The sequence below is a fragment of the Mucilaginibacter auburnensis genome (genome assembly GCF_002797815.1).
GTDB lineage: Bacteria > Bacteroidota > Bacteroidia > Sphingobacteriales > Sphingobacteriaceae > Mucilaginibacter > Mucilaginibacter auburnensis.
Genome location: NZ_PGFJ01000001.1, coordinates 2,047,309 through 2,070,711 on the forward strand (window position 1 = coordinate 2,047,309; position 23,403 = coordinate 2,070,711).

Sequence of the window (23,403 nt, forward strand, 5' to 3'; positions counted from 1 at the left end):
TTTGTACTCCATTAACGATACAGATTTATGAGTAGTTACAAGGCTCTAACGATGAATGATATCGCGAAAGCGTTAAATCTTTCGGCGTCTACCGTTTCAAAAGCGCTTAGCGATAGCTACGAGATCAGCGAGAAAACCAAGCAATTGGTTAATGATTACGCTAAGAAAAATAATTACCGCCCTAATTTAATTGCGCAGAGCTTAAAACAGGGTCACAGTAATTCTATCGGCGTAGTGGTATCTTCTGTAGATAATCCATTCTTCTCGCAGATCATTAATGGTATTGAGTCTGTAGCGTATGATGAAGGGTATAACATCATCATTTCGCAAACGCATGAGTCGTACGATTTGGAAGTAAAGAACGTAAATCACTTGGCTCACCGCTCTGTAGATGGTATGTTAGTGGCTATATCTACCGAAACCCAGAATATAGATCACCTTAAAAAGCTACAGCAACACGGTTTGCCAATTATTTTTTTCGACCGCGTTACTGATGATATGGATACCCATAAGGTTACCGTTGAGAATTTTAAAGGTGCATACGATTCGACGGCTTATCTGGTAAATTTAGGGTACAAACGAATTGCACATATCACATCGGCAGACGAGACATCTGTTATGCGTGAGCGATTGGCCGGGTATGAAAAAGCGTTAACAGATAAGGGCCTTACCGTAGATCAAAGCCTTATTAAACATTGCGCCGGTACCGGACGTGATAGAGAGAAATTACGTGAAGCTTTAAACGAGCTTTTTGCTTTACCTGAGCCACCTGATGTTATATTCTCTGCTTTTGATAAAGTAACCACGGTTACCTTATCGCTACTGCACGAAATGAAAAAACGAGTACCTCAGGATGTAGCTTTGTTGGGTTTTAGTAATACTATTTTAGCCGATATTTTGAATCCACCACTTACCAGTATTACGCAACCGGGTTTTGAAATGGGTAAAGAGGCCACCCGTATGCTTATCCATTTAATTAAAGACGAACACCCACTTACCAAATTTGAAACAATAGTATTACCAACAGAATTATGCGTTCGCGATTCTTGTCCGGGTAAGAAATAGTAATTGCATCATCAAGTCGAAACAAAATAGGCTTTTACCTATTTATTGTTAAACAATATCTTCATTATGAGAAAAATATTAGCGGCAGTTATATGCTGTGTAATGGGCTTATCAGCATCGGCACAAATACTGCCTAAATTTCAGTTTGGTGTTAAGGGTGGTGTGAACTTAACCAGCCTCTCCAAAACCGGAACCTTTTCCAGTGACAACCGTGCAGGATATTTAGGAGGGGTGTGGGCTCGCATAGGCGCATTGGGCTTCAATGTACAACCGGAGGCTTATGTAACCAGTAAAAATGTTGTTGTTGATGGCAGCGCAGCAAAATTTACAAGTTTAGATGTACCTGTATTATTTGGAGGCAAAGTTGGGGCTTTAGGTTTTGGAGCACGATTTTACACCGGACCGCTTTTTTCGTTTGCTATTAATAAGGATCAAAATTTTAGTGCAGCTGCGTCCAACGCAAGCAAATTGAATTACAAAGACCAGAACTTCGCCTGGACATTAGGCGCCGGACTTGATATTCAAAAAATATCTGTTGATCTACGTTACGAAAAAGGGTTAAGCAGCCAAAGTTACGACGCAGGCTCCACCAAAATCAACCTATTTAACCTCAGTTTAGGTTATAGAATTTTTTAACTCAAATTAGCACTTATTTAAGCATGTGCTATTGCATGTTTTAAGGCTGCATTGTGTTTGTATTTAAACACAAATGGGAAAATTATGGCTATTACTAAAGCGTAGCCCGCAAAAGCAAGCCATATGTTATGCCAATCTTTACTGCCATTTGCAAGGGTAAAAAAATTATCAATAATAATTCCGCTTATCAAACTGCCTGATAGCGCGCCGAAGCCATTTACCATCATCATAAACAGGCCTTGCGCGCTTCCTCTAATTTCGGGAGTAGTTTGCGTTTCAACGAATAGCGAACCTGATATATTGAAGAAGTCAAACGCCATGCCGTAAACTATGCATGATAGAATGATCATCCAAAGACCGTCCGCAGGGTCACCAAAAGCAAATAAACCAAAACGAAGTACCCAGGCCAGCATACTGAACAACATAACGTACTTAATACCAAATCTTCGCAGGAAGAAAGGTATGGCGAGGATGAAAAGCGTTTCTGATATCTGAGAAATAGACATGATGATGGCCGGATACTTTACGGCTATTGTGTCCTTATATGCCGGGTTGGCATCAAAATCATGAATAAATGTATCGCCATACGCATTGGTTAGCTGTAGTGCAGCACCTAATAAAAGCGAAAAGACAAAGAAAACAGCAAACCGCGGATCCTTAAACAATTTAAAGGCATTCAAACCTAAGTCGCCTGAAGCTAATACACCTGTTGCCTTTTTAAACAGAGGTGCGCACTTAGGCAACGTAAATGAATATAATCCTAATATCAAGGACACCGCTGAAGCTATGTAAAACTGATTGGCGCTGGTTTCGTTGTGTGTTAAGCTCACCGTCCATAATGCCGCAATAAAACCTACGGTACCCCACGTGCGGATAGGAGGGAATACCTTTATTACATCCATATTGAGGTTTTTTAACGCGGAGTAGCATACTGTTATAGAGAGCGACAGAGTAGGCATATAGAATACCATATTTAGCAAGATAACCCAAAAGAAAATTTTAGGATCAGTCACCATTGGCAGACAAAATAATACCACCGCGCCGCATAAATGCATAACGCCATATAGCTTTTCTGCGTTTATATACCTGTCTGCAATTATGCCGGTTATGGTAGGCATGAAAATGGCGGCAATGCCCATAGTAGAGAAGATAGCGCCGAATTGTGCCCCAGACCATCCCTTATTTTGGAACCAATATGCACCAACGGTTAGCAACCAAGCCCCCCATATAAAAAATTGCATGAAGTTTAACAGAATCAAGCGAAACTTAATATTCATATGGGTGACCCGCTATAGATAATAAATACAGTTAATTAAGAGGGGAAATTAGGGAAATAAGCTGGAATATGAAAGATTGGTTAAGAAAGATTAAAGATTAGTTGAGTTTCCGTAATAGACAATACTGATCGCTATCACCAATCACTAATCTCTGTTAAGACGCTTTCCTTTTATTCAGTTCATCCCTGATCTTGGCCGCTTTCTCGTATGATTCTTCTGCCAGCGCTTCCTGTAGTTTGGTTTTTAACTCTTCAGTACTTAAAGTAGCATAGCCACCTCCTGCACTTACGGGTTTAACTTCTTCGGGCGTTTCAGATATGTTTTCCAGATAAACAAATTCATTGCCTTCAATTACAATGCCCGCGCTTGAAAGAATAAACTCATACGTATAAATTGGGCAATCAAACCTAACTGCCAAGGCTATCGCGTCTGATGTGCGCGCGTCTATTTCCAGCGTCTTTTTACCATCATTACAGATCAATTTAGAATAAAAGATGCCGTCAACGAGGTTATAAATAATAATTTCCTGAATGGCTATGTGATAAGCTTCGGCAAAACTTTTAAAAAGGTCGTGCGTAAGCGGACGACTTGGCGTCATTTTTTCAATCTCAATGGCAATAGCTTGCGCTTCAAAGCTGCCAATAATAATAGGCAGTCGTCTGCGACCATTGATCTCGCCTAAAACAAGCGCGTACGCGCCCGATTGTGTCTGACTATATGACAAGCCCACAATATCGAGCTCTATTTTTTTCATGTTATTACCCATCACAACCTGTTCCTGTTACGCTGTTGCTTTATTGTTTTTAATAGCTGCTATCAATTTTGGTACCACTTCAAAGGCATCTCCTACAATGCCATAGTCTGCAACTTTGAAAAAAGGTGCATCAGGGTCCTTATTGATTACTACAATTGTTTTTGATGAACTAACGCCCGCAAGGTGTTGTATAGCTCCCGAAATTCCCACCGCAATATACAAATTTGGGCTCACAGCTATACCAGTTTGTCCAACATGTTCGCTGTGGGGTCGCCAACCGGCATCTGATACAGGTTTTGAGCAGGCGAGGGCAGCGCCAAGCGCATCTGCCAATTCTTCCAGCATGCGCCAGTTCTCAGGCCCTTTCAATCCCCGGCCTCCTGATACAATGATCTCTGCCTCAGGAAGCGACACTTTATCGGTGGCTTGTACAATTTCTTTTAACACCGCTCTAAAATCAGATTCATTTAAAGTCGCGTTAAATTCTTCAATAACTTCAGGCTTAGCTGCTTCAGTAATTTGGTATGAATTCGGCGTAAGCGAAATTACTTTTTTGGCTGATGTTAATTCAACCATGGCGAAAGCTTTTCCTGAAAAAACTGTTTTTTTAACCACAAATTTGCCATCGGCCTGGTCAGGTAATGCAACGGCACCATCAATAACGCCAGCATTTAATTTAACACCAATGCGTGGAGCCAAACCCCGGCCCGAGAAAGAATTAGACAGCACAACAACAGTTGCCGCCTCGCTTTCAGCAACCTGTGCAATTACCGATGCATAAGCTTGGTTTACAAAGTTTTTTAACTTCTCGTTAGGTACTGTAATAATCTTATCAGCACCATATAGTGCCAATATTTTAAGTTCATTTCCATCAACTTCACCAATAGAAAGTGCTGTTAACGTGGCGTTATTTTGATCGGCAATGGCACGGGCATAGCTTATTACCTCAAAAGTTGATTTTTTGAAGTTGCCACCCGCATTCTCCGCATATACTAAAACAGACATATCAGATTTTTTTGGAAGATTTATATAACACGGGCCTCGGTGTGCAGCAGTTCAATTAATTGCTCCGGATTGTCGGAATTTACCAGTTTCACCTGTCCGCGAGGGGCCGGTGTTTCATAACCTATAATGGTAGAATTTATTTCTAAGGCAACAGGCTCAACAACTACCAACGGTTTGGTACGTGCCGACATGATACCGCGCATATTGGGAATTTTAGGCTCAGTAACCCCCTCTGCACAACCAGCCACCAACGGTAGCGGAATGGTCAGAATTTCTTTTCCGCCCTCAATCTCACGCTCAACCATGGCTTCATTGCCATTAACATCTATTTTTTTGATGATAGATACTGATGGTATATCCAACAGTTCACCCAACATACCTGCAACCTTCGATCCATTGTAATCAATAGATTCTCGGCCGGTTAATATAAGGTCAAATGGATTCTTTTTAATGTATTCTGCAATTTGCACAGCTACAAACCAGGCGTCAGGCGGTGACGCATTAACACGCACAGCATCAGTAGCACCAACTGCCAAAGCTTTACGTATGGTTGGCTCGGTAGCAGCTTCACCAACATTGATAACCGTTACGCTGCCTCCGGTGCTTTCGGCCAGTTCAACAGCGCGGGCAAGGGCTATCTCGTCATACGGATTCAATATAAACTGCACGCCGCTTGTATTAAATTGCGTGTTGTTATTGGTAAAAGTTATTTTTGTAGTGGTATCGGGAACGTTACTTACACAAACCAGGATTCTCATATCAATAGGTTTTTACAAATTTAGACAAAAAAGGCAGAGTTTAAAAAATGGACACAAGCAGATTAGACAAGCTATTGGCATTTATTAAAGATGAACCCAACGACGAATTTTTAAAATACGCGCTTGCCACCGAGTATCTGCGTTTAAACGATACAGAAAAGGCTTTGTTTTACTATGAAGACCTCATTAGCAATCATCCTTTATATACAGGCACTTATTATCACCTGGGTAAATTATATGAGGCTTTAAACCGTAAAGATGATGCCATACGCACCTACGAAACAGGCATGAAAATTACAAGGGAAAAACGCGATAATCACGCTTTTTCTGAATTGCAGGCAGTATACCGGGAAGCAATAGGAGAAGGGGATGAAGACTGGTAGTATCACAATATGAACAAACACAACCTGCTTTTTCTTCGCGATGTAATATTTTATACGCTGAGTGCTTTTGGGGGGCCTCAGGCGCACATCGCTATTTTATTGCGGGAGTTTGTTCAAAAACGCAGGTATATTACCGAAGAGGAGTTGGTTGAGTTAACGGCGTTAACACAGCTATTGCCGGGGCCATCTTCCACCCAAACTTTAATAGGCATTGCCTGGAAGGTTGGCGGCATGCGCATGGCTATCCTTACCTTTCTAATATGGATTTTGCCATCTGCCACAATAATGTGCATCGCGGCAATCAGCTATAGCATGTTTGTGGGCAATGCAAAAGTGGCATCAGTATTACGCTATATCCAGCCTATGGCAATTGGTATTGTTGCTTACGCAACTTTTACTTTTGCTAAACGATTTTTAACTACGCAAACAGGCAAATTACTTGCCGTTGGTTCAATGGTTGCCACGCTCATTCTGCAATCGCCCTACGCGTTTCCTTTGCTCATTTTGCTGGGAGGAATTATCTCATCCGCCTTAGAAACGCAGCCGCAGGAGAACGAATTAAGGGTAAAACTCTTCTCTAACGTAAATCCGAGAAAAGTAACTTATTTTATAGGTATACTGCTGGCTTTCGCTGCGCTGGGTGCTATCATTAACCGTACATCGCCTTTTAGTTTACCTATCAGGTTATTTGAGAACTTTTACCGTAACGGCATTTTGATATTTGGCGGTGGGCAGGTATTGGTGCCCTTAATGTATACCGAATTTGTCGAGTTGAAGCATTATCTAAGCAGTTCAGAATTTTTATCCGGATATGCTTTGCAGCAGGCCCTGCCGGGACCCACGTTCTCATTTACTTCCTTTTTAGGGGGTATAGCCATGTCAAAATATGGCGTGCCGGGTCAAGTGCTGGGTAGTGTGATAGCAGTTATAGGTATTAACCTTCCCGGATTTATTTTGATCACCTTTATTGTTCCGTTTTGGGATGACCTTAAGAAGATAACCCGCATTAAAAACTCTATGAGCGGCATCAACGCGGTTGCGGTAGGTTTTATGGCAACAGCCTTAATATTGCTATTAAAGCCGTTTAATGGTAATTGGATGGCCTATGGTTTGATGGTTGCCACCTTTCTGCTAATGTATTTTACCAAAATAAAAACTCCTATAGTAATATTGATAGGCGTTGTACTTGGTTTGGTGCTGTAGCATGTTTAAAACCAAAACTTACCAACAAACCCATGCCGCCTCAACCCTTTGCTGTAATTTAGTACACACTTTTAGTAAGCCAAATGGAAATTTCAATAACAGATCTTAATGCCCTGAACCAGGTAGCTGAGTTTCATACTACTTTTAAACACCCTGTACTGCCGGAGCCAACAATACCGGCTATAGAGCGTTGCAAATTGCGCATTGAACTTTTACAGGAAGAGCTGAATGAGCTACAGGAAGCTGTTGAAAACAATGACATTGTGGAAGTTGCTGATGCGCTTTGCGATCTGCAATATGTACTGGCTGGTGCAGTATTGGAATTCGGGCTGGCGGGTAAGTTTAGGGAGCTGTTTGATGAGGTGCACCGCTCTAACATGAGCAAGGCTTGTAAAAGCGCTGAGGAAGCTGACCAAACTGTTGCCCATTATAAGCAGAGTAGCAATACAGATGCGTACCATCAGCAGGTGGAGGACCTTTTCCTGGTTTACCGCGCGCCAGATAACAAAACGCTTAAATCCGTTAATTATTCGCCGGCAGACCTGCGTGGTGTATTAGGACTATAATGCTCGAAATTATTTATAGTGATGAGCAGCTGATAGCCATCAATAAACCGCATGACCTTTTGGTGCACCGCTCATCTATAGCGGCGGATACTTCAGAATTCGCCTTGCAGTTGCTGCGCGATCAGATAGGGGCCAGGGTTTACCCTGTTCATCGTCTTGATAGAAAAACAGGTGGTGCTTTGCTATTTGCTTTGGATAAAGATACCGATAAGGCCATGCAGCAGCAATTTATGAACAACCAGGTGCATAAAAAGTACCTGGCCATTGTGCGGGGACATACACCTGATAGCGGCGAAGTAGACTATTCCTTACGCAAGGAGAACGGCACCCTTCAGGAGGCTTTTACGGCCTACCGAACTTTGCAGCTAGCTGAGCTACCTGTTCCGTTGGGTAAACATGAAACCTCGAGGTATTCGTTGGTTGAGGCCGAACCTACTACCGGCAGGATGCACCAGTTGCGTAAGCATTTCGCGCACATTTTTCATCCTATTATAGGCGATAGAACCCATGGCTGTAATAAACAGAATAAGTTGTTTAAAGAAAAATGGGAAATGAACACCATGTTACTACATGCCTCGCAACTCAATTTCCAACATCCCATCACCAATCAACCCATTGAAATAAATGCCAGTCTGCAACCCGAATTTATAGTGGTGATGCAGTTAATGGGATGGGAATGAGTGTTACACAAACAACAAATAACATTTGTGAAACACTTTTATGCCTCAATAGCGTCATAAACCACTACCTTTTCCCACAGCCCGCTGCACTCTTCCACAAACTTTAAATGTATAGGATGCGCCTGGTAAGCTGCCTGATCTGCCAGACTATTAAAAAACATTATCTCTGACACTGACCAGCTGTTATCCACTACATCGCGTTTTTCGGTACTGGCTACAACACCTACGTGTATCTGACGTACCAAATCAATTTTGCCAAGACTTTTTACTCCTTTTACTAATTTATCCAGATCGGCTTTTGAACCCGGGTTCTTTAACCAGAAAAGAGCGTGGTGAACTACCGGGTATTTTTCTGCTGTTGTATGAGTTGACATGGCTGATGCTGCTGTGCCCGCTGCTAAGGCAGCGGTAGTTGTTAAAAATTTTCTACGGTTAGTTGTTTTCATGGGTTGAATGCTATGTGCTGCTAAAATAAGGTTTCTTTGCTCATAAATAAACTTGGTTATATACTACTTTAAGTTAATGCTCATCTGTGCAGCGCTCAAACCTTCTGCCTCAACTTTTAGCTGAATAGCGCCTTTTTTACCATTCTTTAACGGTCGTAATATAGCTAATGCAGCTCCCTTGTACGTTTTGCAAACTGGGTTGTTTACACTTTCCATATCATTAGGCGAAGCGCTGCCGGAACCGGCAATTTCGCCATCGCCAGACACCGATATTCTTACAGGAACTTCAGCGTTTGGTACAGTATTTCCGTTGGCATCAGTTATCTCGATCCGTACGTACGATAGATCATTACGGTTGGCATTGATGGCTGCACGGTCGGCAATCAGTTTTATCTTTGCCGGCTTGCCGGTAGTTGTGAGCTGTTTAATTTCAAGTTCTTTGCCATCTTTTATACCGATGGCTTTTAGCGTTCCGGGTTGATAAGGTACTTTAAAAGTGGCTGTTAGTTTGGTGTCTTCGCTTAATTTTTGCTCGCCTATTACCTTGCCATTGAGTTCAAGCCTTACCAGAGGGTAGTTGCTAAACACTCTTACATCCATAATCTTGTCTTCGTTCCCGGCCCAGTTCCAGCTTGACCATTCGTTTGGCCATCCCCATTGGCTTACAATTTCTCTTTTCCCTTCGGGAAACGGCGCGTGTACCAACATTTCCAAATTACTGTTCTCCCAAAGCACATCGCGATAGAGCATTTGAGGTTTCTTTGCGCCTGTAATATCAATATCTCCGCAAAAGCCGTTGAACCACGGGAAGGGCCTCAAAATGCCTTTAACCGTTTCATCATTCAAACGGCTGTTACCTAATCCGGTCTCGCCAAAGTAATCCATAGCCGTCCACACAAAATCGCCAATAACATAAGGATGTTTTTTAACCAGCTGCCAATTCTCAAAGGCTTCTTTTGGGTATGATTCGGTACCCATCATTATACGTTCAGGATGTTTAACATGGTCGGCCTCATATTCTTTGTACATATAATTGTAGCCGCCTACATCCAACATGGCAAATGCAGATATAGTACTTTCCCATTTATAGCCCGGGTGATCCCAAAAACTGCAAATGGCTTCCGTTACCGGGCGGGTATTGTCCAATCTTTTAACTTCAGCAACCAGCTCTTTTTCAATGGCTAAACCTAATGAATCTACCCGCTCATTTATTTCGTTACCGATACTCCAGAAAACAACCGACGGATGGTTACGGTCGCGATGTATCAAGGCTTTCAAATCCTTTTTCCACCATTCTTTAAAATAAAGGTGGTAGTCTTCCGGGTTTTTGGGCCTTTCCCACATATCAAAAGCTTCGTCAATAACCACTATACCATATTTATCGCAGGCATCTAAAAACTGTTTTGATGGTGGGTTATGGCTGGTACGTATGGCGTTAAATCCGTTTTTCTTCATCAGTTCAACCCGGCGTTCCTCGGCACGGTCAATGGTAGCCGCACCTAAAAAGCCGTTGTCATGGTGTAAACATCCGCCTTTCAATAAAACTCTTTTACCGTTTAAAGTGAATCCTGTAACGGCATCAAAATGAATAGTGCGTATGCCAAAAACAGTTTTACTTTTATCGGTAACCTTTCCGTTGGCTAATACTTCAATTTCGGCAGAATATAGATCAGGCTTTTCTACCGACCACGTTTTAGGCGCATTAACAGTTATGTTTTGCTCAAATTGAGCGAAAGTTGCGGTTAAAGGCTTTGCAGACGATTTAACTGTTTGAACAACTTTGCCGGTTGGGTCAATTATTTTTATAGATAGCAGTACCGGCCCTGAGGGTTTACCAGAATTTTCAACAGAAGCGGCTACTTTGATAGTAGCCTTAGCCGCATTTAAATTCTCTGTAGTAATATTAACGCCGTTTTGAGGCAAATGTACCGTTTGCTTTCTTATCAGCGTAACATGCCTGTAGATGCCCGAGCCACTATACCACCTGGAATTTTTACCCTCGTTAGCAACTTTTACAGCTATCACATTAGGTTTTCCTGCGGGATTAAGCGCTGCGCTTATATCGACATCAAAAGGCGTGTAGCCGTAAGGTTGTTTAGCTAACAATTTGCCATTCACCCATACTTCGGAGTTCATGTATACTCCATCAAAATTGATGATGGTTTGGCTGTATTTTTCAGCCGGACTGAAAGTAAACGTTTTGCGGTACCATGCCGTACCGCCCATTGTATAGCCTGTTGCTGTTGCACCCGGACTATCTTTAGAAAAAGGGCCTATGATGTTTCCAGGAGACTGATTTCCCAAAGGCTCAATGCTCCAGTCGTGCGGCAGGTCTACAGTTCGCCATGCTTTATCATCAAAGCCAGCCATCGCTGCACCGTCGGTCGCCTCTTTTTTAAATTTCCAGTTATCGTCAAAAGGGCTTTCCCTGCGAACGGATTGTGCATTAACACTCAAACTTAACTGGATGCAGGCAATAAGCAATGCGGTTTTAATGGATCTCATTATTGGCAGATTTAGTTTAATTGGAAATACTCAATAAAACGCTTGCATGCGGCGCAATTGAACGCGACAAGGTGGCATCTGTTTGCGTGGAGGCTGCGCCAGTCCAAAGGTCTTTTACCTTAACCTTGCCACTTAAGCCCAAATCTTTTAAATTAACAGAAACATTAGCATTTCCGGTATCGCCTATGTTAAATAAAGCTATATAGCGTTGCCCTGTTTTGCTGTTGCGGGAGGTTATGGCTAATTGTCCGTTCTCCATAAACAATTGCTTTACGTCCGTTCCATCGCGGTGCATCGCCAATACATCTTTATTGGTTAAAAGTGATTGTGTAAATGCGTCGTTTGATGGCAGGTCGCCGCCAAACATCAATGGTGAGCGGAATATAGTGAAGAAAGTCATCAGCGAGTATTGCTCTTCTTTGGTTAAGCGGGTCATGCGGTCTTTGCCGCGTTCACCACGTATAGCAATGCGACCAAGCGGTATCATATCACAATCAGGCCAGGTGCCGGGGGAAATGTAGCTATACCATGGTTGGGCAACCTTCATTAAATGGGTAAGATCTTTCCATATGTCCCAAACATCATCAACCATGCGCCACATGTTAGCATGTTCTTTAACATGGTCTGCTTTTGCAATGGGTGTTTCACCGGGAGAGGTACTCAAAACCATTGGGCGACCGGTAAGGTCAATGGCGTTGCGTATCAGTTCTATTTCGCCCTGATGATATGGACGGGAAAGATCATCTATCTTAATAAAATCAACTTCCCATGATGCATAAAGCTCCATAATAGAATTATAATATTCCTGTGCGCCAGGCTTGTCTGCCAATACAGTATAGTTGTCTTTTAACCATGTACACTGCATTGCGGTAGTATAAATTTTATCGGCAGTTATTCCGTTGGTACCCTTGATAGGCAGTTTCTCATTCACAGCTTTAACAGGCACACCCCGCATAATGTGGATGCCAAATTTTAAGCCTTTGCTGTGCATGTAATCTGCTAAAGGTTTAAAGCCTTTGCCATTGGCAGAAGATGGGAAGCGTTTGGTAGATGGTAAATATCTGCCGTACTCATCCATTACATAAATGGGGTCGGTTTGGTTGTAACCACCTGCCTTGTCATTCTCCACAAACCATCTAATGTCTACTACAATATATTGCCAGCCCAAATTTTTCATGTTGGCAGCCATATAATCTGCATTGGCCTTTACTTCAGCCTCGGTAACGGTAGGGCCATAAGCGTCCCAGCTGTTCCAGCCCATAGGCGGGGTTTGCGCCCAGCTTTTAAAGTTTGATTTTGTTTGCGCCGATGCTGTTAACGAGGCAACACAGCATAGCAGCGCGATACCGGTTTTTCTCAAGTAGGAGAATGTCATAAAACGATTTAGTTGGTTTATGACCAAAGCTATAGATTAATTGCCGAATGGACAAACCGGATGTTTGCACAGCGATGATTTTAAACCTATAGCTGTGGGTATCACTGCATCTCAGGCCTCATCTCATATATAGCGCCTTCATCTCCAAAGTCATACAACTTGATCAGCTTTTGCCTTTCCTGAATATGTTGAAGATTGATCAATTCCGGATTTTCTAACTTGGTAAACCAGATCAGATAATAGTGTTTTACCTTATAAAAATCGGCAATTTTGTTAGGGAAGAAACGGTGCGGCAGGTTATTGCAACGGATACCCGATGTAAAATAAGCAGCCTCATGAGCATCAGAATAAATGGGTATGCCGGGCTTGTAAATATGTTTATTGGCTTTTAAAAAGGTAACAAACTTAGAGAGGTTCCAGGTATCATCTGTATAACCCGGATTGCCGTAGTCTTTTTGATCATGGTAACGATCACCGTCAGCATAGGCTTCGTTGGCAATAAACACAACCATAACAAGGGTAAAAACCCAGTTAATAATTCGTTTCTTCCGAGTATCAAACCGCACATTTCTGAATGCAGTTAGCACCCAACTGGTCAAACTCCATATTAATGGTATCACCATAGGCGATAACAACCTTGGATTGATGCGTTCATAACGTGAGAAGGTGGATGATATGATGATGAACAATCCGTAGATCAGTCCGAATGTTAAAGCGATATTTTCATAAGATGACATCCTGCCTCTTATTAATTGATAGATCAACATGCCTGTTAACACAAGTAAAATAACCCATGCCAGGGGAGAGGCTACTGTTTGGTAGTATATAGTATCTATATGCAACCACTCGGCCATAACCGTTCCAAAATAATACAGGTTCTCGTTAAATGGGGTTATGGATGGCTCGCGCGGACCTGTCATGGTTTTGGTGAGCAGCGCATTCCGCATCAGGTTGAGCACAAGCAAAGAGCAGGCAACAACACTATAATTTATAATATGAATTACTTTGCGTTTTAGCTCCAAATTGCGATCAAACAATAAAAGGAAGCACCCTGTACCTATTATAGTTACACCGGCATAACGGGTTATGGTGCTTACGGCTGCTACAAAGCCAGCCAACACTAACCATTTCAACTCGCGTGTAAGCATATATTTACGGAAAATTACCATAAAAACCACGCTCAGTAAAATAAACAGGGTTTCAGACCATAAATACGTGTATATCTGCAATAAAGCAGGACTCAGCATTATGGCTACTAATAAAAGGCATTTATAAAGGTGAGTTGTGGCTGTAAAACGCTGAACGATCCATCCACATAAATATAATAGCGTTGCAAACATTAACCCGTTTAGAATAGGGCCGTAGGTAAATGGGTCAACGCCCGTTACAAACATTATCGTGGCCAGAAAGCTGGGATAAAATACGGGGAAATCAACTAAAGGTATTCCGTTGAATGTTATTAACGCACCCTCGCTAACCAGGCTCCTTGCGGCACTTGCATACATAATAGAGTCGGGAGATACACCAATGCCGCTATAAGCGGTATAAAGTTGAATAACAACAAAGCCTAATATTGCGGCAATTAATGAGTCGAGATTTCTTAGATAACGGGGATGTGGCATTTAATATATTTTAAGGCTGGAATGGTTTAAGGTTGAATGTTAATAGTACCTAAGCATAATTTTCAACTTCACAACCTTGCAACTTTCCAACAACTCAATCAATCAGATCCAGCACAGTGCTAATTGGTTGATCACTGTTGATCAAAATACCTTTAACACCTGCGGCTGTGCCGGCTACTACATCGCGCTCGCGGTCGCCAATAAAGTAGGAGCGTGCAGGATCTATGTTATATTTTTCTATCCCTTTAACCAACAAACCTGGTTTAGGTTTGCGGCAATCGCAATCTCCGGTAAAATCGGGGTGATGCGGGCAGTAAAAAAAGTCGGTAAACTCAACGCCGTAAGCCCTGTAATCGTCTCGTAGTTTCTGATGCATTTTTGCCAGTTCGTCCTCGGTGTACCAACCTTTTGCTAATCCGCCCTGGTTGGTGGCCACAATTAATAAGTAACCGCGGTCCTGCAATGCTTTTAAAGCCGCAAAGTTGTCAAGTACCTCAAAGTCTTCAATACGGCGTATATAATCACCTAATTCACGGTTAAGGACTCCATCCCTATCTAGGAAAACTGCTTTGTTTTTTTCAATCATTGCATCAAATTTTTGCAAAGTTAGCAATTATGTTATGCCGCCTAATTAAAACATTATAAATCTGTTAAAACCATAAAAAGTGACGCATTAGTAAGTTTTTTAGTGCTTTTTTCTTAATTTAGGTTAGGTTTAACGTTTGTATTAAGCTGCTGTTAACAAAAAACTTCGTTGATTGTTTTTTTGATAATTGTAATTATACGAGTCGGTTATTGAAAATATATTAATTTTTTACACTTTGAATGTGATAATATTTAACATTATTAAAAAAGTGTGGTAAAGTTTTTAATTGCCTGTTAGTTTATGTATTTTCGTCATTAGACCATATATAAATTTTTTAACGGTTTTATTTTTTAAAATGAATCAAACTGATTGCGACCAGGGCCTGTATAGACCAGAATTTGAACACGACTCGTGCGGTACGGGATTTATAACCAATATTGACGGGCACAAGAACAACCAGATCATTGATGACGCGCTAACCATGTTAGAGAACATGGAGCACCGTGGCGCCTGCGGCTGTGACCCCGATTCGGGAGATGGTGCCGGTATTTTATTGCAGATTCCTCATGAATTTTTCATGGAAGAATGCTCTGATCTTGAGATCAGTTTGCCTCAACCAGGTGAGTATGGCGTAGGTATGCTTTTCCTGCCGAAAGATCCGGCGTTGAAGAAAGCTTGCCGCACCGTTATTGATAATGCTATTGAGAAGCTGGGCCTGCATAAGTTAGGCTTCCGTAAACCTCCTGTAGACTCATCGGTAATAGGTGAAACTGCACGTAGTGCCGAACCGGATGTTGAGCAGATCTTCGTAGCAAGACCAGCATCAATAACCAATGTTGAAGATTTTGAGCGCAAGCTTTATGTGTTACGTCGTTATATAAATAAAACAGTTACCGAAACGCTTCCGGGCGCGCGTAACAGCTTTTATTTCCCTTCGTTCTCTTGCAAAGTAATTGTATATAAAGGGCAGTTAACCACTTACCAGGTGCGTCAGTATTATACTGATCTGCGCGATAAGCGTGTTGCATCTGGTTTAGCTGTTGTTCACTCACGCTTTTCAACCAATACCTTCCCTTCATGGAAACTCGCTCAGCCTTTCCGCTTAATTGCGCACAATGGTGAGATCAATACCTTAACCGGTAACTTGAATTGGTTCTATTCGGGCTTAAAAAATTTAGCCTCAAGCTACTTTACAGCTGAGGAAATGGAAATGTTGCTTCCGGTTATTGATAATAACCAGAGTGACTCTGCCTGTTTAGATAACATCATTGAGATACTGCAACATACCGGCCGTTCATTACCACACGTAATGATGATGCTGATACCTGAGGCTTGGGACGGTAACGAGCAAATGGACCCTATCAAAAAGGCATTCTATGAGTTCCACGCTACTTTGATGGAGCCATGGGATGGCCCTGCCGCTATTAGCTTTACGGACGGTAAACTGGTAGGTGCGGTATTAGACAGAAACGGTTTACGTCCGCTACGTTACTCTATTACCAGCGATGGCAGAGTAATTGCAGCTTCTGAAACCGGTGCTATCAAAATTGACCCAAAAACCATCGTTAAAAACGGCCGCTTACAGCCGGGCAAAATGTTATTGATTGATACCGAACAAGGTGTTATTATAACAGACGAGGAAATTAAACAGCAAGTTGCTTCCCGTCAGCCTTATGACCGTTGGTTGGAGAATTATAAAATTAAACTGGAGCACTTATCAGAGCCACGTTTAGCTTTTGCTAACCTAAGCCCTGATTCTATATTCCGCTACCAACAGGTGTTTGGTTACAGCCGCGAGGATATTGAGACCATTATTAAACCAATGGCGCTTGACGGTAAGGAGCCAATCGGTTCAATGGGTACTGACGTGCCGCTGGCTATATTATCAGACAAGCCACAGCACCTGTCAAGCTATTTTAAACAATTCTTCGCCCAGGTTACCAACCCGCCGATAGATCCTATCCGTGAGCGTTTGGTAATGAGCCTTGCTACCTTTATAGGTAACAATGGCAATCTGCTGGATGAGGATAAAATGCATTGCCATTGCGTAACGCTTAAGCACCCTGTACTTAAAAACCACCAGTTAGAAAAACTGCGTAGTATTGATACCGGTTTGTTCCACGCTAAAACGCTGCAAACTTATTTCAATGCTGATGGCAATCCCGGTTCATTACAAAAAGGTATTGAGCGAGTTTGCCGCTATGCTGAAGACGCTGTTGCTGATGGTTTTGAAGTATTGATCCTTTCAGATCGCGCTTTAGATTCTGAACACGCGCCTATTCCGTCATTGTTAGCTGTATCTGCAGTACATCACCACCTGATCAAAAAAGGCTTACGTGGTTCAGTTGGTATTGTTGCCGAGGCGGGAGATGTTTGGGAAGTTCATCACTTTGCCTGCTTATTAGCGTTTGGTGCAACCGCCATTAACCCATACATGGCTCAGGCTACTATTGAAAACTTAAAAGACAGCGGTGCGCTTGATACCAAACTGGATAAAAAGTACTTGTTAAAAAACTATGTTAAGTCTGTAAATGATGGCTTGTTAAAAATATTCTCTAAAATGGGTATCTCAACTTTGCAATCATATCACGGTTCACAAGTATTTGAAATTCTGGGTCTTAATAAGGATGTAGTAAACAAATACTTCTGCGGTGCAGTAACTCGTATAGGAGGTTTAGGCTTAGACGAAATAGCCCGTGAAGCTTTATGCAAACACAAAATTGGTTTTGGTCCGCAGGCAGAGAACAGATTGTTGCCTGAAGGCGGTATTTACCAATGGAAACGTCGTGGTGAAGAACACTTGTTCAACCCAACTACGGTTCACTTAATACAACATGCAACGCGCAGCGGCAGTTACGATGTATATAAAAACTACGCTAAAGCGGTTAATGAGCAAACAGAGAAACATTACACTATCCGCGGTTTGCTTGACTTTGTTCATCATCGCGAATCGATATCAATTGATGAGGTAGAACCGGCAGAAAGCATCATGAAGCGTTTTGCTACAGGTGCAATGTCATTCGGATCTATCTCTCATGAGGCGCACAGCACCCTTGCTATTGCGATGAACCGCATCGGCGGCAAGAGCAACACAGGCGAAGGTGGTGAAGACGAGATACGCTACAAACCTTTGGAAAATGGCGACTCCATGCGTTCTGCTATCAAACAGGTGGCATCAGGCCGTTTTGGTGTAACGTCAAACTACCTTACTAATGCCGATGAGTTACAGATCAAAATGGCTCAGGGCGCAAAACCGGGAGAAGGTGGCCAGTTACCGGGCGATAAAGTGGATAGCTGGATAGCTAAAACCCGTCACTCAACGCCGGGTGTTGGTTTAATCTCTCCTCCGCCTCACCACGATATTTATTCTATTGAGGATTTGGCTCAGCTGATATTCGACCTTAAAAATGCTAACCGCCAGGCACGTATTAACGTTAAGCTGGTATCAAAAGCAGGTGTAGGTACTATTGCCGCCGGAGTGGCAAAAGCACACGCTGATGTTATTTTGATTGCAGGTTATGATGGTGGTACAGGTGCGTCGCCAATAAGCTCTATTAAGCATGCAGGTTTACCCTGGGAACTTGGTTTGGCCGAGGCTCACCAAACATTGGTACGTAACAAACTGCGCAGCCGCGTGGTGTTGCAGGCAGACGGTCAGTTAAAAACCGGTCGCGATTTAGCAATAGCATGTTTAATGGGTGCCGAAGAGTGGGGTGTAGCAACTGCTGCCTTAGTGGCTGGTGGTTGTATCATGATGCGTAAATGCCATTTAAATACCTGCCCTGTGGGTGTGGCTACTCAAGACCCTGAATTGCGTAAACTGTTTTCAGGTAAGCCTGAGCACGTTGTTAACCTGTTCAAATTCATGGCAGAGGAAATGCGCGAGATCATGGCGGAGTTAGGTTTCCGTACCATTAATGAAATGGTTGGCCGCGTACAATTCCTGAAAGTAAAAGATGGCATCAAGAGCTGGAAAGCTAACAGGGTAGACCTGTCGGGTATATTACATCCGGTTACTTATGATAAAAACTCAACCTTATACAACAGCGAACAGCAAGATCATGGCATGGCCAATATCATTGACTGGAAACTGTGGGAAGATGCTAAACCTGCTTTGGCAGACAAAACTCCTGTATTTGGTACTTATGACGTGGTTAATACCGACCGTACTATTGGTGCGTTGTTATCTAACGAGATATCCAAACTTTATGGTGCTGCAGGTTTACCTGACAACACTATCAACTACAAGTTTAAAGGTTCTGCCGGTCAAAGTTTTGGCGCTTTCTCAACCAAAGGTGTATCTTTTGAATTAGAAGGCGAAGCAAATGACTATGTAGGCAAAGGCTTATCGGGTGCGCAATTAGCGGTTTACCCTCACGCTGAATCAACATTTGTTCCTGAAGATAATATCATTATTGGTAACGTTGCCCTTTACGGTGCAACATCAGGCGAGTTGTATGTAAGAGGTATGGCCGGCGAGCGTTTCGCGGTACGAAACTCAGGTGCTACAACAGTAGTTGAGGGGGTTGGTGATCATGGTTGCGAGTACATGACCGGTGGATATGCGCTTATATTAGGTAAAACAGGCCGCAACTTTGCAGCGGGTATGAGCGGTGGTATAGCATGGGTGTATGATGTTGACGGTACGTTTGCCGAAAACTGCAATACGGAGATGGTTGACCTTGATCCGCTTACTACTAAAGATGATGAGCAAATAGGAGCTTTACTCCGTAAGCACGTTAGCTTAACAGGTAGTAAACTTGCACAGGATATCCTTAAAAACTGGAGCAGCGCTTCGGGTAAATTTGTTAAGGTGTTCCCGAGAGAGTACAAAAAAGTTATTGAAAAATTAGAATTACAATCAGCCAATTAAGATAGATGGGAAAAGTAACAGGTTTTCAGGAATACGATAGGAAACTTCCTGCTAAATTACCTCCTGCAGAACGTATTAAAAATTATAACGAGTTTGAAAGTTTATACTCTGACGAAGAGTTGAACAAACAATCAGCCCGTTGCATGAACTGTGGTATTCCGTTTTGTCATAACGGATGCCCCCTGGGTAACATTATTCCGGAGTTTAATGACGCGGTTTATAAACAGGATTGGGAGGGGGCTTACCAAATATTGTCTTCAACCAATAACTTCCCTGAGTTTACCGGTCGTATTTGCCCTGCACCATGCGAATCTGCGTGTGTGTTAGGCATTAACAAGCCGGCTGTAGCTATTGAAGAAATTGAGAAACACATTATTGAAATAGCTTACCAGAAAGGTTTGGTTAAACCAACCGCGCCTTTAGTTAAAACAGGAAAAAAAGTATCGGTAGTAGGTTCAGGGCCTGCTGGGTTAGCTGCGGCAGCTCAGTTGGCAAAAGCTGGTCACGAAGTTACAGTGTATGAGCGCGACGATAAAGTTGGTGGCTTGTTACGCTACGGTATCCCTGATTTTAAATTAGAGAAAAACGTTATCGACCGTCGCATTGAAGTGATGGAAAAAGATGGCGTTGTATTTAAAACAGGTGTAGAAGTAGGTAAAGACATTTCAACTGATGACCTGATCCGCAATGCAGATGCAGTGGTTTTAGCAGGTGGTTCAACTATCCCGCGTAACCTGCCAATTCCTGGTCGCGAACTTAAAGGTGTTCACTTCGCTATGGATTTCCTTAAGCAACAAAACAAACGTGTTGGCAGCTCACCAATTACAGCCGAAGATATTTTGGCTACTGGTAAAGATGTGGTAGTTATTGGTGGTGGCGATACAGGGTCGGACTGTGTTGGTACTTCAAACCGCCAGGGTGCAAAATCAGTTAAGCAGTTTGAGGTAATGATGCAGCCACCGGCTCAGCGTACCGAAAATATGCCTTGGCCAACTTATCCAATGGTGTTGAAAACCACAACTTCGCACGAAGAAGGTGTTGAGCGTTTCTGGGGTATTAATACCAAAGAGTTTTTAGGAGACGAGAATGGCGAACTGCGTGCTTTAAAAGTTGCTGATGTTAGCTGGGAAGTTGATTTCTTAGGTCGCCCGGTTAAATTTACCGAGGTAGAAGGATCAGAGCGCGAAATACCTTGTCAGCGTGTATTCCTGGCAATGGGCTTTTTGCATCCGCAACATACCGGTATGATAGAAAGCTTAGGTGTTGAGTTAGATGCACGTAAGAACGTAAATGCTAAAGAGGGAGTTTACAGAACTAACGTAAGCAAAGTATTCTCAGCAGGCGATATGCGCCGCGGACAATCATTGGTTGTTTGGGCAATATCAGAAGGCCGCGAGTGCGCGCGTAAAGTTGATGAGTTTTTAATGGGCCATTCAGTACTGGAAAGCAAAGATTCTGTTAACCAGTTCGATCAGGTTTTTAGCTCGTAAAATATGATTCCCTGAAACCCTAAGGGTAGTATAATAGTGATCCTCTTTCGTGAAAGCGAAAGAGGATTTTTTATTTAAGGTAACGCTATTACGAGGTACAAAGATTACAGATGTCAGCTTTTACTTCTCCAACGTTTCCCGCTTCGCCCAACACTCATCCAATGGCGCGCCTGTTGATTTTTAGCCACGATGGCTCTTGTCTCCGTCCAAATATATTGGCGCACTTATCTCCATACCCCCAAAATAAATCCCATCAGCGTAAGTGCTATAATAATGTAACATCCATTTATAAAAATGTGTTTCCAGCTACGCAATTCAAATAAACTATGTATGGCAATTGCGGAGAAACCCCATATGCCGGCCAAAAAACCTGCTACAGCTCCCCATGAGGCATTAGTTTTAGTATCAGCCAGAAAACAGGCCAGGTTAATTGCCATTAGTAATGAAAACAGGGCGGTAAATCCAAATATCTTACCCTGACTTGATGCTTTTAACTGGTCTTCGGTGAGCTTGCTTTCTTTCATCCAGGTGTTGCCAAATACCTTTGGGTTGTACCAAATACCGCCAACCATAAATGACGATAAAGCCGCAATCAATACGGCAGGCCAGTTAATTAGTGAGGGATTCATAATTGTTAAAAGGTCAGTTTTTTTACCCCAAAAAACGGGGGAGTTTGGTTTATTGACTAAAGATAAATAAAAATATCTATCATAATCAATTGATATAAAGTAAAAAAGGCTTGCCAAAACTTGACAAGCCCTTCCATAAGTTGACGTAGCTAACATCTATTCGTCAATCAAATAAGCTCTAAACTTAAATATATTTCGTTCCAAATTGCTGCTTCACATCGGCAACAACTTTTTTCACATTTTGCTCCTGATCGCGCGGGCAAATTAGCAGTGTATTGTTTGATTCTACCACAATAAAATCATGCAGGCCCTGTAAAATAACCAGCTTATCTTCAGGCACGTTTACCATACAATTTGATGAATCGTACATGATGACTTTCTCTGAAGGTATCACGGCGTTACCTACGTAGTCCTTATCAGACAATTCATAAATAGAAGCCCAGGTACCTAAGTCAGACCATCCAAATTCTGATGGTAAAACGTATACATTGTTGGCTTTCTCCATAATACCGTAGTCTATAGAGATATTAGTACACTGCATGTAAGCCTGGTTAACATGATTACGTTCGTTATCAGTATTATAAAACGGACGCGCATCAGCAAAAATATCATTCATATCCGGTAGGTATTGTCCGAATGCGTTAACAATGGCATTTGCAGACCAAACAAAAATACCTGCGTTCCATAAAAAGTCGCCGCTTTGAATAAAGGTTTTAGCAATATCCAATGTAGGTTTCTCTGTAAAAGTTTTTACCTTATGGAAATCTTCACTCAGAATATTATCAGTAAACTGAATGTAACCATAACCCGTGTCAGGGCGAGATGGTTTGATACCTAAAGTAATAAGGCAATCATTTTCAGACGCAACTTTTAATGATTTTTCAATAGTATTGACAAAACCGGGTTCGTCTAAAATCAAATGGTCTGACGGTGCAACAACTATTACCGCATCTGGGTTAATGCTTTCTATTTTGAAACAACCATAAGCAACACACGGCGCGGTATTACGCATAACCGGTTCGGTAAGTATTTGGTTGTCGGCCATATCAGGCAGCTGCTCTTTTACTAGCGAAGTATAATTTTCGTTGGTAACTACAAAAATATTCTCTTTAGGGCACACCTTTAAAAACCTGTCGTAGGTATTTTGAATAAGGGTTTTGCCTGTTCCTAGTATGTCAATAAATTGTTTTGGATGCGACGTTCTGCTGATAGGCCAAAAGCGGCTTCCAATACCGCCAGCCATAATAATGGCGTAATAATTTTTGTTCATTTTTGTTGTGGAAATAGTTTAAGCATTGACGCTGCAAATGTGGAAAATAATATTTGAATTATTAATAAAATCGGCGTTTAATTACCGCAATTAATAAGCAATAAATAAACAAATTGTTTTTGATTAAGACAACTGTTTTTAGGTCTTACAACGCAAAAAGGCATATTTTTTTGAATGAAATATTACGCGCCTGGTGGCTGTTCTTAATCTTTTTTAATAAACGGTTACTGCTGTGTCAAATAATCGTTTTTAGTGTAAAATATGTTGTAGATACTGTCGT

The 23,403-nt window shown here is 42.1% G+C and carries 19 protein-coding genes; 8 read left to right on the forward strand and 11 right to left on the reverse strand.

Annotated features, from left to right (window positions below; translation table 11 throughout):
• The first annotated feature begins 27 nt into the window (after positions 1-27).
• Complete coding sequence (locus CLV57_RS09175) at positions 28-1,065, forward strand: LacI family DNA-binding transcriptional regulator (RefSeq protein WP_100341003.1); 1,038 nt, start codon at positions 28-30, stop codon at positions 1,063-1,065.
• 66 nt (positions 1,066-1,131) lie between these two features.
• Positions 1,132-1,701, forward strand: a complete 570-nt coding sequence (locus CLV57_RS09180; protein ID WP_100341004.1) for a porin family protein — start codon at positions 1,132-1,134, stop codon at positions 1,699-1,701.
• Between the two features lie 17 nt (positions 1,702-1,718).
• Here CLV57_RS09180 and CLV57_RS09185 read toward each other — a convergent pair whose 3' ends face one another.
• The 4 genes from CLV57_RS09185 to CLV57_RS09200 all read right to left on the reverse strand — a co-directional run bounded on the left by CLV57_RS09185 (position 1,719) and on the right by CLV57_RS09200 (position 5,495).
• Positions 1,719-2,978: a nucleoside permease gene (locus tag CLV57_RS09185; RefSeq protein ID WP_100341005.1), complete on the reverse strand. Its 1,260-nt coding sequence runs from the start codon at positions 2,976-2,978 to the stop codon at positions 1,719-1,721.
• Positions 2,979-3,132: 154 nt separating this feature from the next.
• Positions 3,133-3,732, reverse strand: a complete 600-nt coding sequence (locus CLV57_RS09190; protein ID WP_100341356.1) for a bifunctional nuclease family protein — start codon at positions 3,730-3,732, stop codon at positions 3,133-3,135.
• Between the two features lie 27 nt (positions 3,733-3,759).
• The gene (locus CLV57_RS09195; RefSeq protein WP_100341006.1) at positions 3,760-4,737 is read right to left on the reverse strand and encodes an electron transfer flavoprotein subunit alpha/FixB family protein; all 978 of its coding nucleotides are present in this window, start codon (positions 4,735-4,737) and stop codon (positions 3,760-3,762) included.
• 20 nt (positions 4,738-4,757) lie between these two features.
• Positions 4,758-5,495, reverse strand: a complete 738-nt coding sequence (locus tag CLV57_RS09200) for an electron transfer flavoprotein subunit beta/FixA family protein (RefSeq protein ID WP_100341007.1) — start codon at positions 5,493-5,495, stop codon at positions 4,758-4,760.
• 47 nt (positions 5,496-5,542) lie between these two features.
• Between CLV57_RS09200 and CLV57_RS09205 the strand changes: the two genes are divergently transcribed.
• The 4 genes from CLV57_RS09205 to CLV57_RS09220 all read left to right on the forward strand — a co-directional run bounded on the left by CLV57_RS09205 (position 5,543) and on the right by CLV57_RS09220 (position 8,327).
• A complete protein-coding gene (locus tag CLV57_RS09205) occupies positions 5,543-5,878 on the forward strand; it encodes a tetratricopeptide repeat protein (protein ID WP_100341008.1) in 336 nt (111 codons plus the stop codon).
• 9 nt (positions 5,879-5,887) lie between these two features.
• On the forward strand, positions 5,888-7,081 hold the full coding sequence (gene chrA / locus CLV57_RS09210) for a chromate efflux transporter (protein ID WP_100341009.1): 1,194 nt from the start codon (positions 5,888-5,890) through the stop codon (positions 7,079-7,081).
• Positions 7,082-7,164: 83 nt separating this feature from the next.
• On the forward strand, positions 7,165-7,647 hold the full coding sequence (locus CLV57_RS09215) for a pyrophosphohydrolase domain-containing protein (RefSeq protein ID WP_100341010.1): 483 nt from the start codon (positions 7,165-7,167) through the stop codon (positions 7,645-7,647).
• Positions 7,647-8,327 carry a pseudouridine synthase gene (locus tag CLV57_RS09220; protein ID WP_100341011.1) on the forward strand — a complete coding sequence of 227 codons (681 nt, stop codon included), beginning with the start codon at positions 7,647-7,649 and terminating at the stop codon, positions 8,325-8,327. The genes CLV57_RS09215 and CLV57_RS09220 overlap by 1 nt, the downstream gene beginning before the upstream one ends.
• Positions 8,328-8,365: 38 nt before the next feature.
• Here CLV57_RS09220 and CLV57_RS09225 read toward each other — a convergent pair whose 3' ends face one another.
• From CLV57_RS09225 to CLV57_RS09245, 5 genes are all read right to left on the reverse strand, one after another.
• Positions 8,366-8,773, reverse strand: a complete 408-nt coding sequence (locus tag CLV57_RS09225; RefSeq protein WP_100341012.1) for a Dabb family protein — start codon at positions 8,771-8,773, stop codon at positions 8,366-8,368.
• Between the two features lie 63 nt (positions 8,774-8,836).
• On the reverse strand, positions 8,837-11,278 hold the full coding sequence (locus CLV57_RS09230; protein WP_100341013.1) for a glycoside hydrolase family 2 TIM barrel-domain containing protein: 2,442 nt from the start codon (positions 11,276-11,278) through the stop codon (positions 8,837-8,839).
• 16 nt (positions 11,279-11,294) lie between these two features.
• Positions 11,295-12,653 (reverse strand): glycoside hydrolase family 27 protein, encoded by a 1,359-nt coding sequence (locus CLV57_RS09235; RefSeq protein WP_100341014.1) that lies wholly within the window; start codon positions 12,651-12,653, stop codon positions 11,295-11,297.
• 101 nt (positions 12,654-12,754) lie between these two features.
• Positions 12,755-14,275: a hypothetical protein gene (locus CLV57_RS09240; protein WP_100341015.1), complete on the reverse strand. Its 1,521-nt coding sequence runs from the start codon at positions 14,273-14,275 to the stop codon at positions 12,755-12,757.
• 94 nt (positions 14,276-14,369) lie between these two features.
• Positions 14,370-14,861 (reverse strand): D-glycero-alpha-D-manno-heptose-1,7-bisphosphate 7-phosphatase, encoded by a 492-nt coding sequence (locus CLV57_RS09245; protein ID WP_100341016.1) that lies wholly within the window; start codon positions 14,859-14,861, stop codon positions 14,370-14,372.
• Positions 14,862-15,216: 355 nt separating this feature from the next.
• Here CLV57_RS09245 and gltB point away from each other — a divergent pair, with 355 nt between their 5' ends.
• Together gltB and CLV57_RS09255 are read left to right on the forward strand one after the other, a co-directional pair.
• Entirely contained in the window at positions 15,217-19,734 is a 4,518-nt protein-coding gene (gene gltB, locus CLV57_RS09250) for a glutamate synthase large subunit (RefSeq protein ID WP_100341017.1), read from the forward strand.
• A gap of 5 nt (positions 19,735-19,739) precedes the next feature.
• The gene (locus tag CLV57_RS09255; protein WP_100341018.1) at positions 19,740-21,224 is read left to right on the forward strand and encodes a glutamate synthase subunit beta; all 1,485 of its coding nucleotides are present in this window, start codon (positions 19,740-19,742) and stop codon (positions 21,222-21,224) included.
• 224 nt (positions 21,225-21,448) lie between these two features.
• On the opposite strand, the gene CLV57_RS09260 is transcribed toward CLV57_RS09255, so the two are convergent.
• Together CLV57_RS09260 and CLV57_RS09265 are read right to left on the reverse strand one after the other, a co-directional pair.
• Entirely contained in the window at positions 21,449-21,853 is a 405-nt protein-coding gene (locus CLV57_RS09260) for a DUF1761 domain-containing protein (RefSeq protein ID WP_100341357.1), read from the reverse strand.
• A gap of 184 nt (positions 21,854-22,037) precedes the next feature.
• The gene (locus tag CLV57_RS09265; RefSeq protein WP_100341019.1) at positions 22,038-23,123 is read right to left on the reverse strand and encodes a mannose-1-phosphate guanylyltransferase; all 1,086 of its coding nucleotides are present in this window, start codon (positions 23,121-23,123) and stop codon (positions 22,038-22,040) included.
• Between the last annotated feature and the right edge of the window lie 280 nt (positions 23,124-23,403).

Excerpts from the sequence above, each read along its gene's own strand:
- CLV57_RS09190 (WP_100341356.1), bottom strand. The coding sequence starts at position 3,732 with ATGAAAAAAATAGAGCTCGATATTGTGGGCTTGTCATATAGTCAGACA.
- CLV57_RS09205 (WP_100341008.1), top strand. The coding sequence starts at position 5,543 with ATGGACACAAGCAGATTAGACAAGCTATTGGCATTTATTAAAGATGAA.
- CLV57_RS09225 (WP_100341012.1), bottom strand. The coding sequence starts at position 8,773 with ATGAAAACAACTAACCGTAGAAAATTTTTAACAACTACCGCTGCCTTA.
- CLV57_RS09240 (WP_100341015.1), bottom strand. The coding sequence starts at position 14,275 with ATGCCACATCCCCGTTATCTAAGAAATCTCGACTCATTAATTGCCGCA.
- CLV57_RS09265 (WP_100341019.1), bottom strand. The coding sequence starts at position 23,123 with ATGAACAAAAATTATTACGCCATTATTATGGCTGGCGGTATTGGAAGC.
- CLV57_RS09260 (WP_100341357.1), bottom strand. The coding sequence starts at position 21,853 with ATGAATCCCTCACTAATTAACTGGCCTGCCGTATTGATTGCGGCTTTA.
- CLV57_RS09215 (WP_100341010.1), top strand. The coding sequence starts at position 7,165 with ATGGAAATTTCAATAACAGATCTTAATGCCCTGAACCAGGTAGCTGAG.
- CLV57_RS09175 (WP_100341003.1), top strand. The coding sequence starts at position 28 with ATGAGTAGTTACAAGGCTCTAACGATGAATGATATCGCGAAAGCGTTA.
- gltB (WP_100341017.1), top strand. The coding sequence starts at position 15,217 with ATGAATCAAACTGATTGCGACCAGGGCCTGTATAGACCAGAATTTGAA.
- CLV57_RS09180 (WP_100341004.1), top strand. The coding sequence starts at position 1,132 with ATGAGAAAAATATTAGCGGCAGTTATATGCTGTGTAATGGGCTTATCA.
- chrA (WP_100341009.1), top strand. The coding sequence starts at position 5,888 with ATGAACAAACACAACCTGCTTTTTCTTCGCGATGTAATATTTTATACG.
- CLV57_RS09195 (WP_100341006.1), bottom strand. The coding sequence starts at position 4,737 with ATGTCTGTTTTAGTATATGCGGAGAATGCGGGTGGCAACTTCAAAAAA.
- CLV57_RS09235 (WP_100341014.1), bottom strand. The coding sequence starts at position 12,653 with ATGACATTCTCCTACTTGAGAAAAACCGGTATCGCGCTGCTATGCTGT.
- CLV57_RS09200 (WP_100341007.1), bottom strand. The coding sequence starts at position 5,495 with ATGAGAATCCTGGTTTGTGTAAGTAACGTTCCCGATACCACTACAAAA.
- CLV57_RS09255 (WP_100341018.1), top strand. The coding sequence starts at position 19,740 with ATGGGAAAAGTAACAGGTTTTCAGGAATACGATAGGAAACTTCCTGCT.
- CLV57_RS09230 (WP_100341013.1), bottom strand. The coding sequence starts at position 11,278 with ATGAGATCCATTAAAACCGCATTGCTTATTGCCTGCATCCAGTTAAGT.
- CLV57_RS09245 (WP_100341016.1), bottom strand. The coding sequence starts at position 14,861 with ATGATTGAAAAAAACAAAGCAGTTTTCCTAGATAGGGATGGAGTCCTT.
- CLV57_RS09220 (WP_100341011.1), top strand. The coding sequence starts at position 7,647 with ATGCTCGAAATTATTTATAGTGATGAGCAGCTGATAGCCATCAATAAA.
- CLV57_RS09185 (WP_100341005.1), bottom strand. The coding sequence starts at position 2,978 with ATGAATATTAAGTTTCGCTTGATTCTGTTAAACTTCATGCAATTTTTT.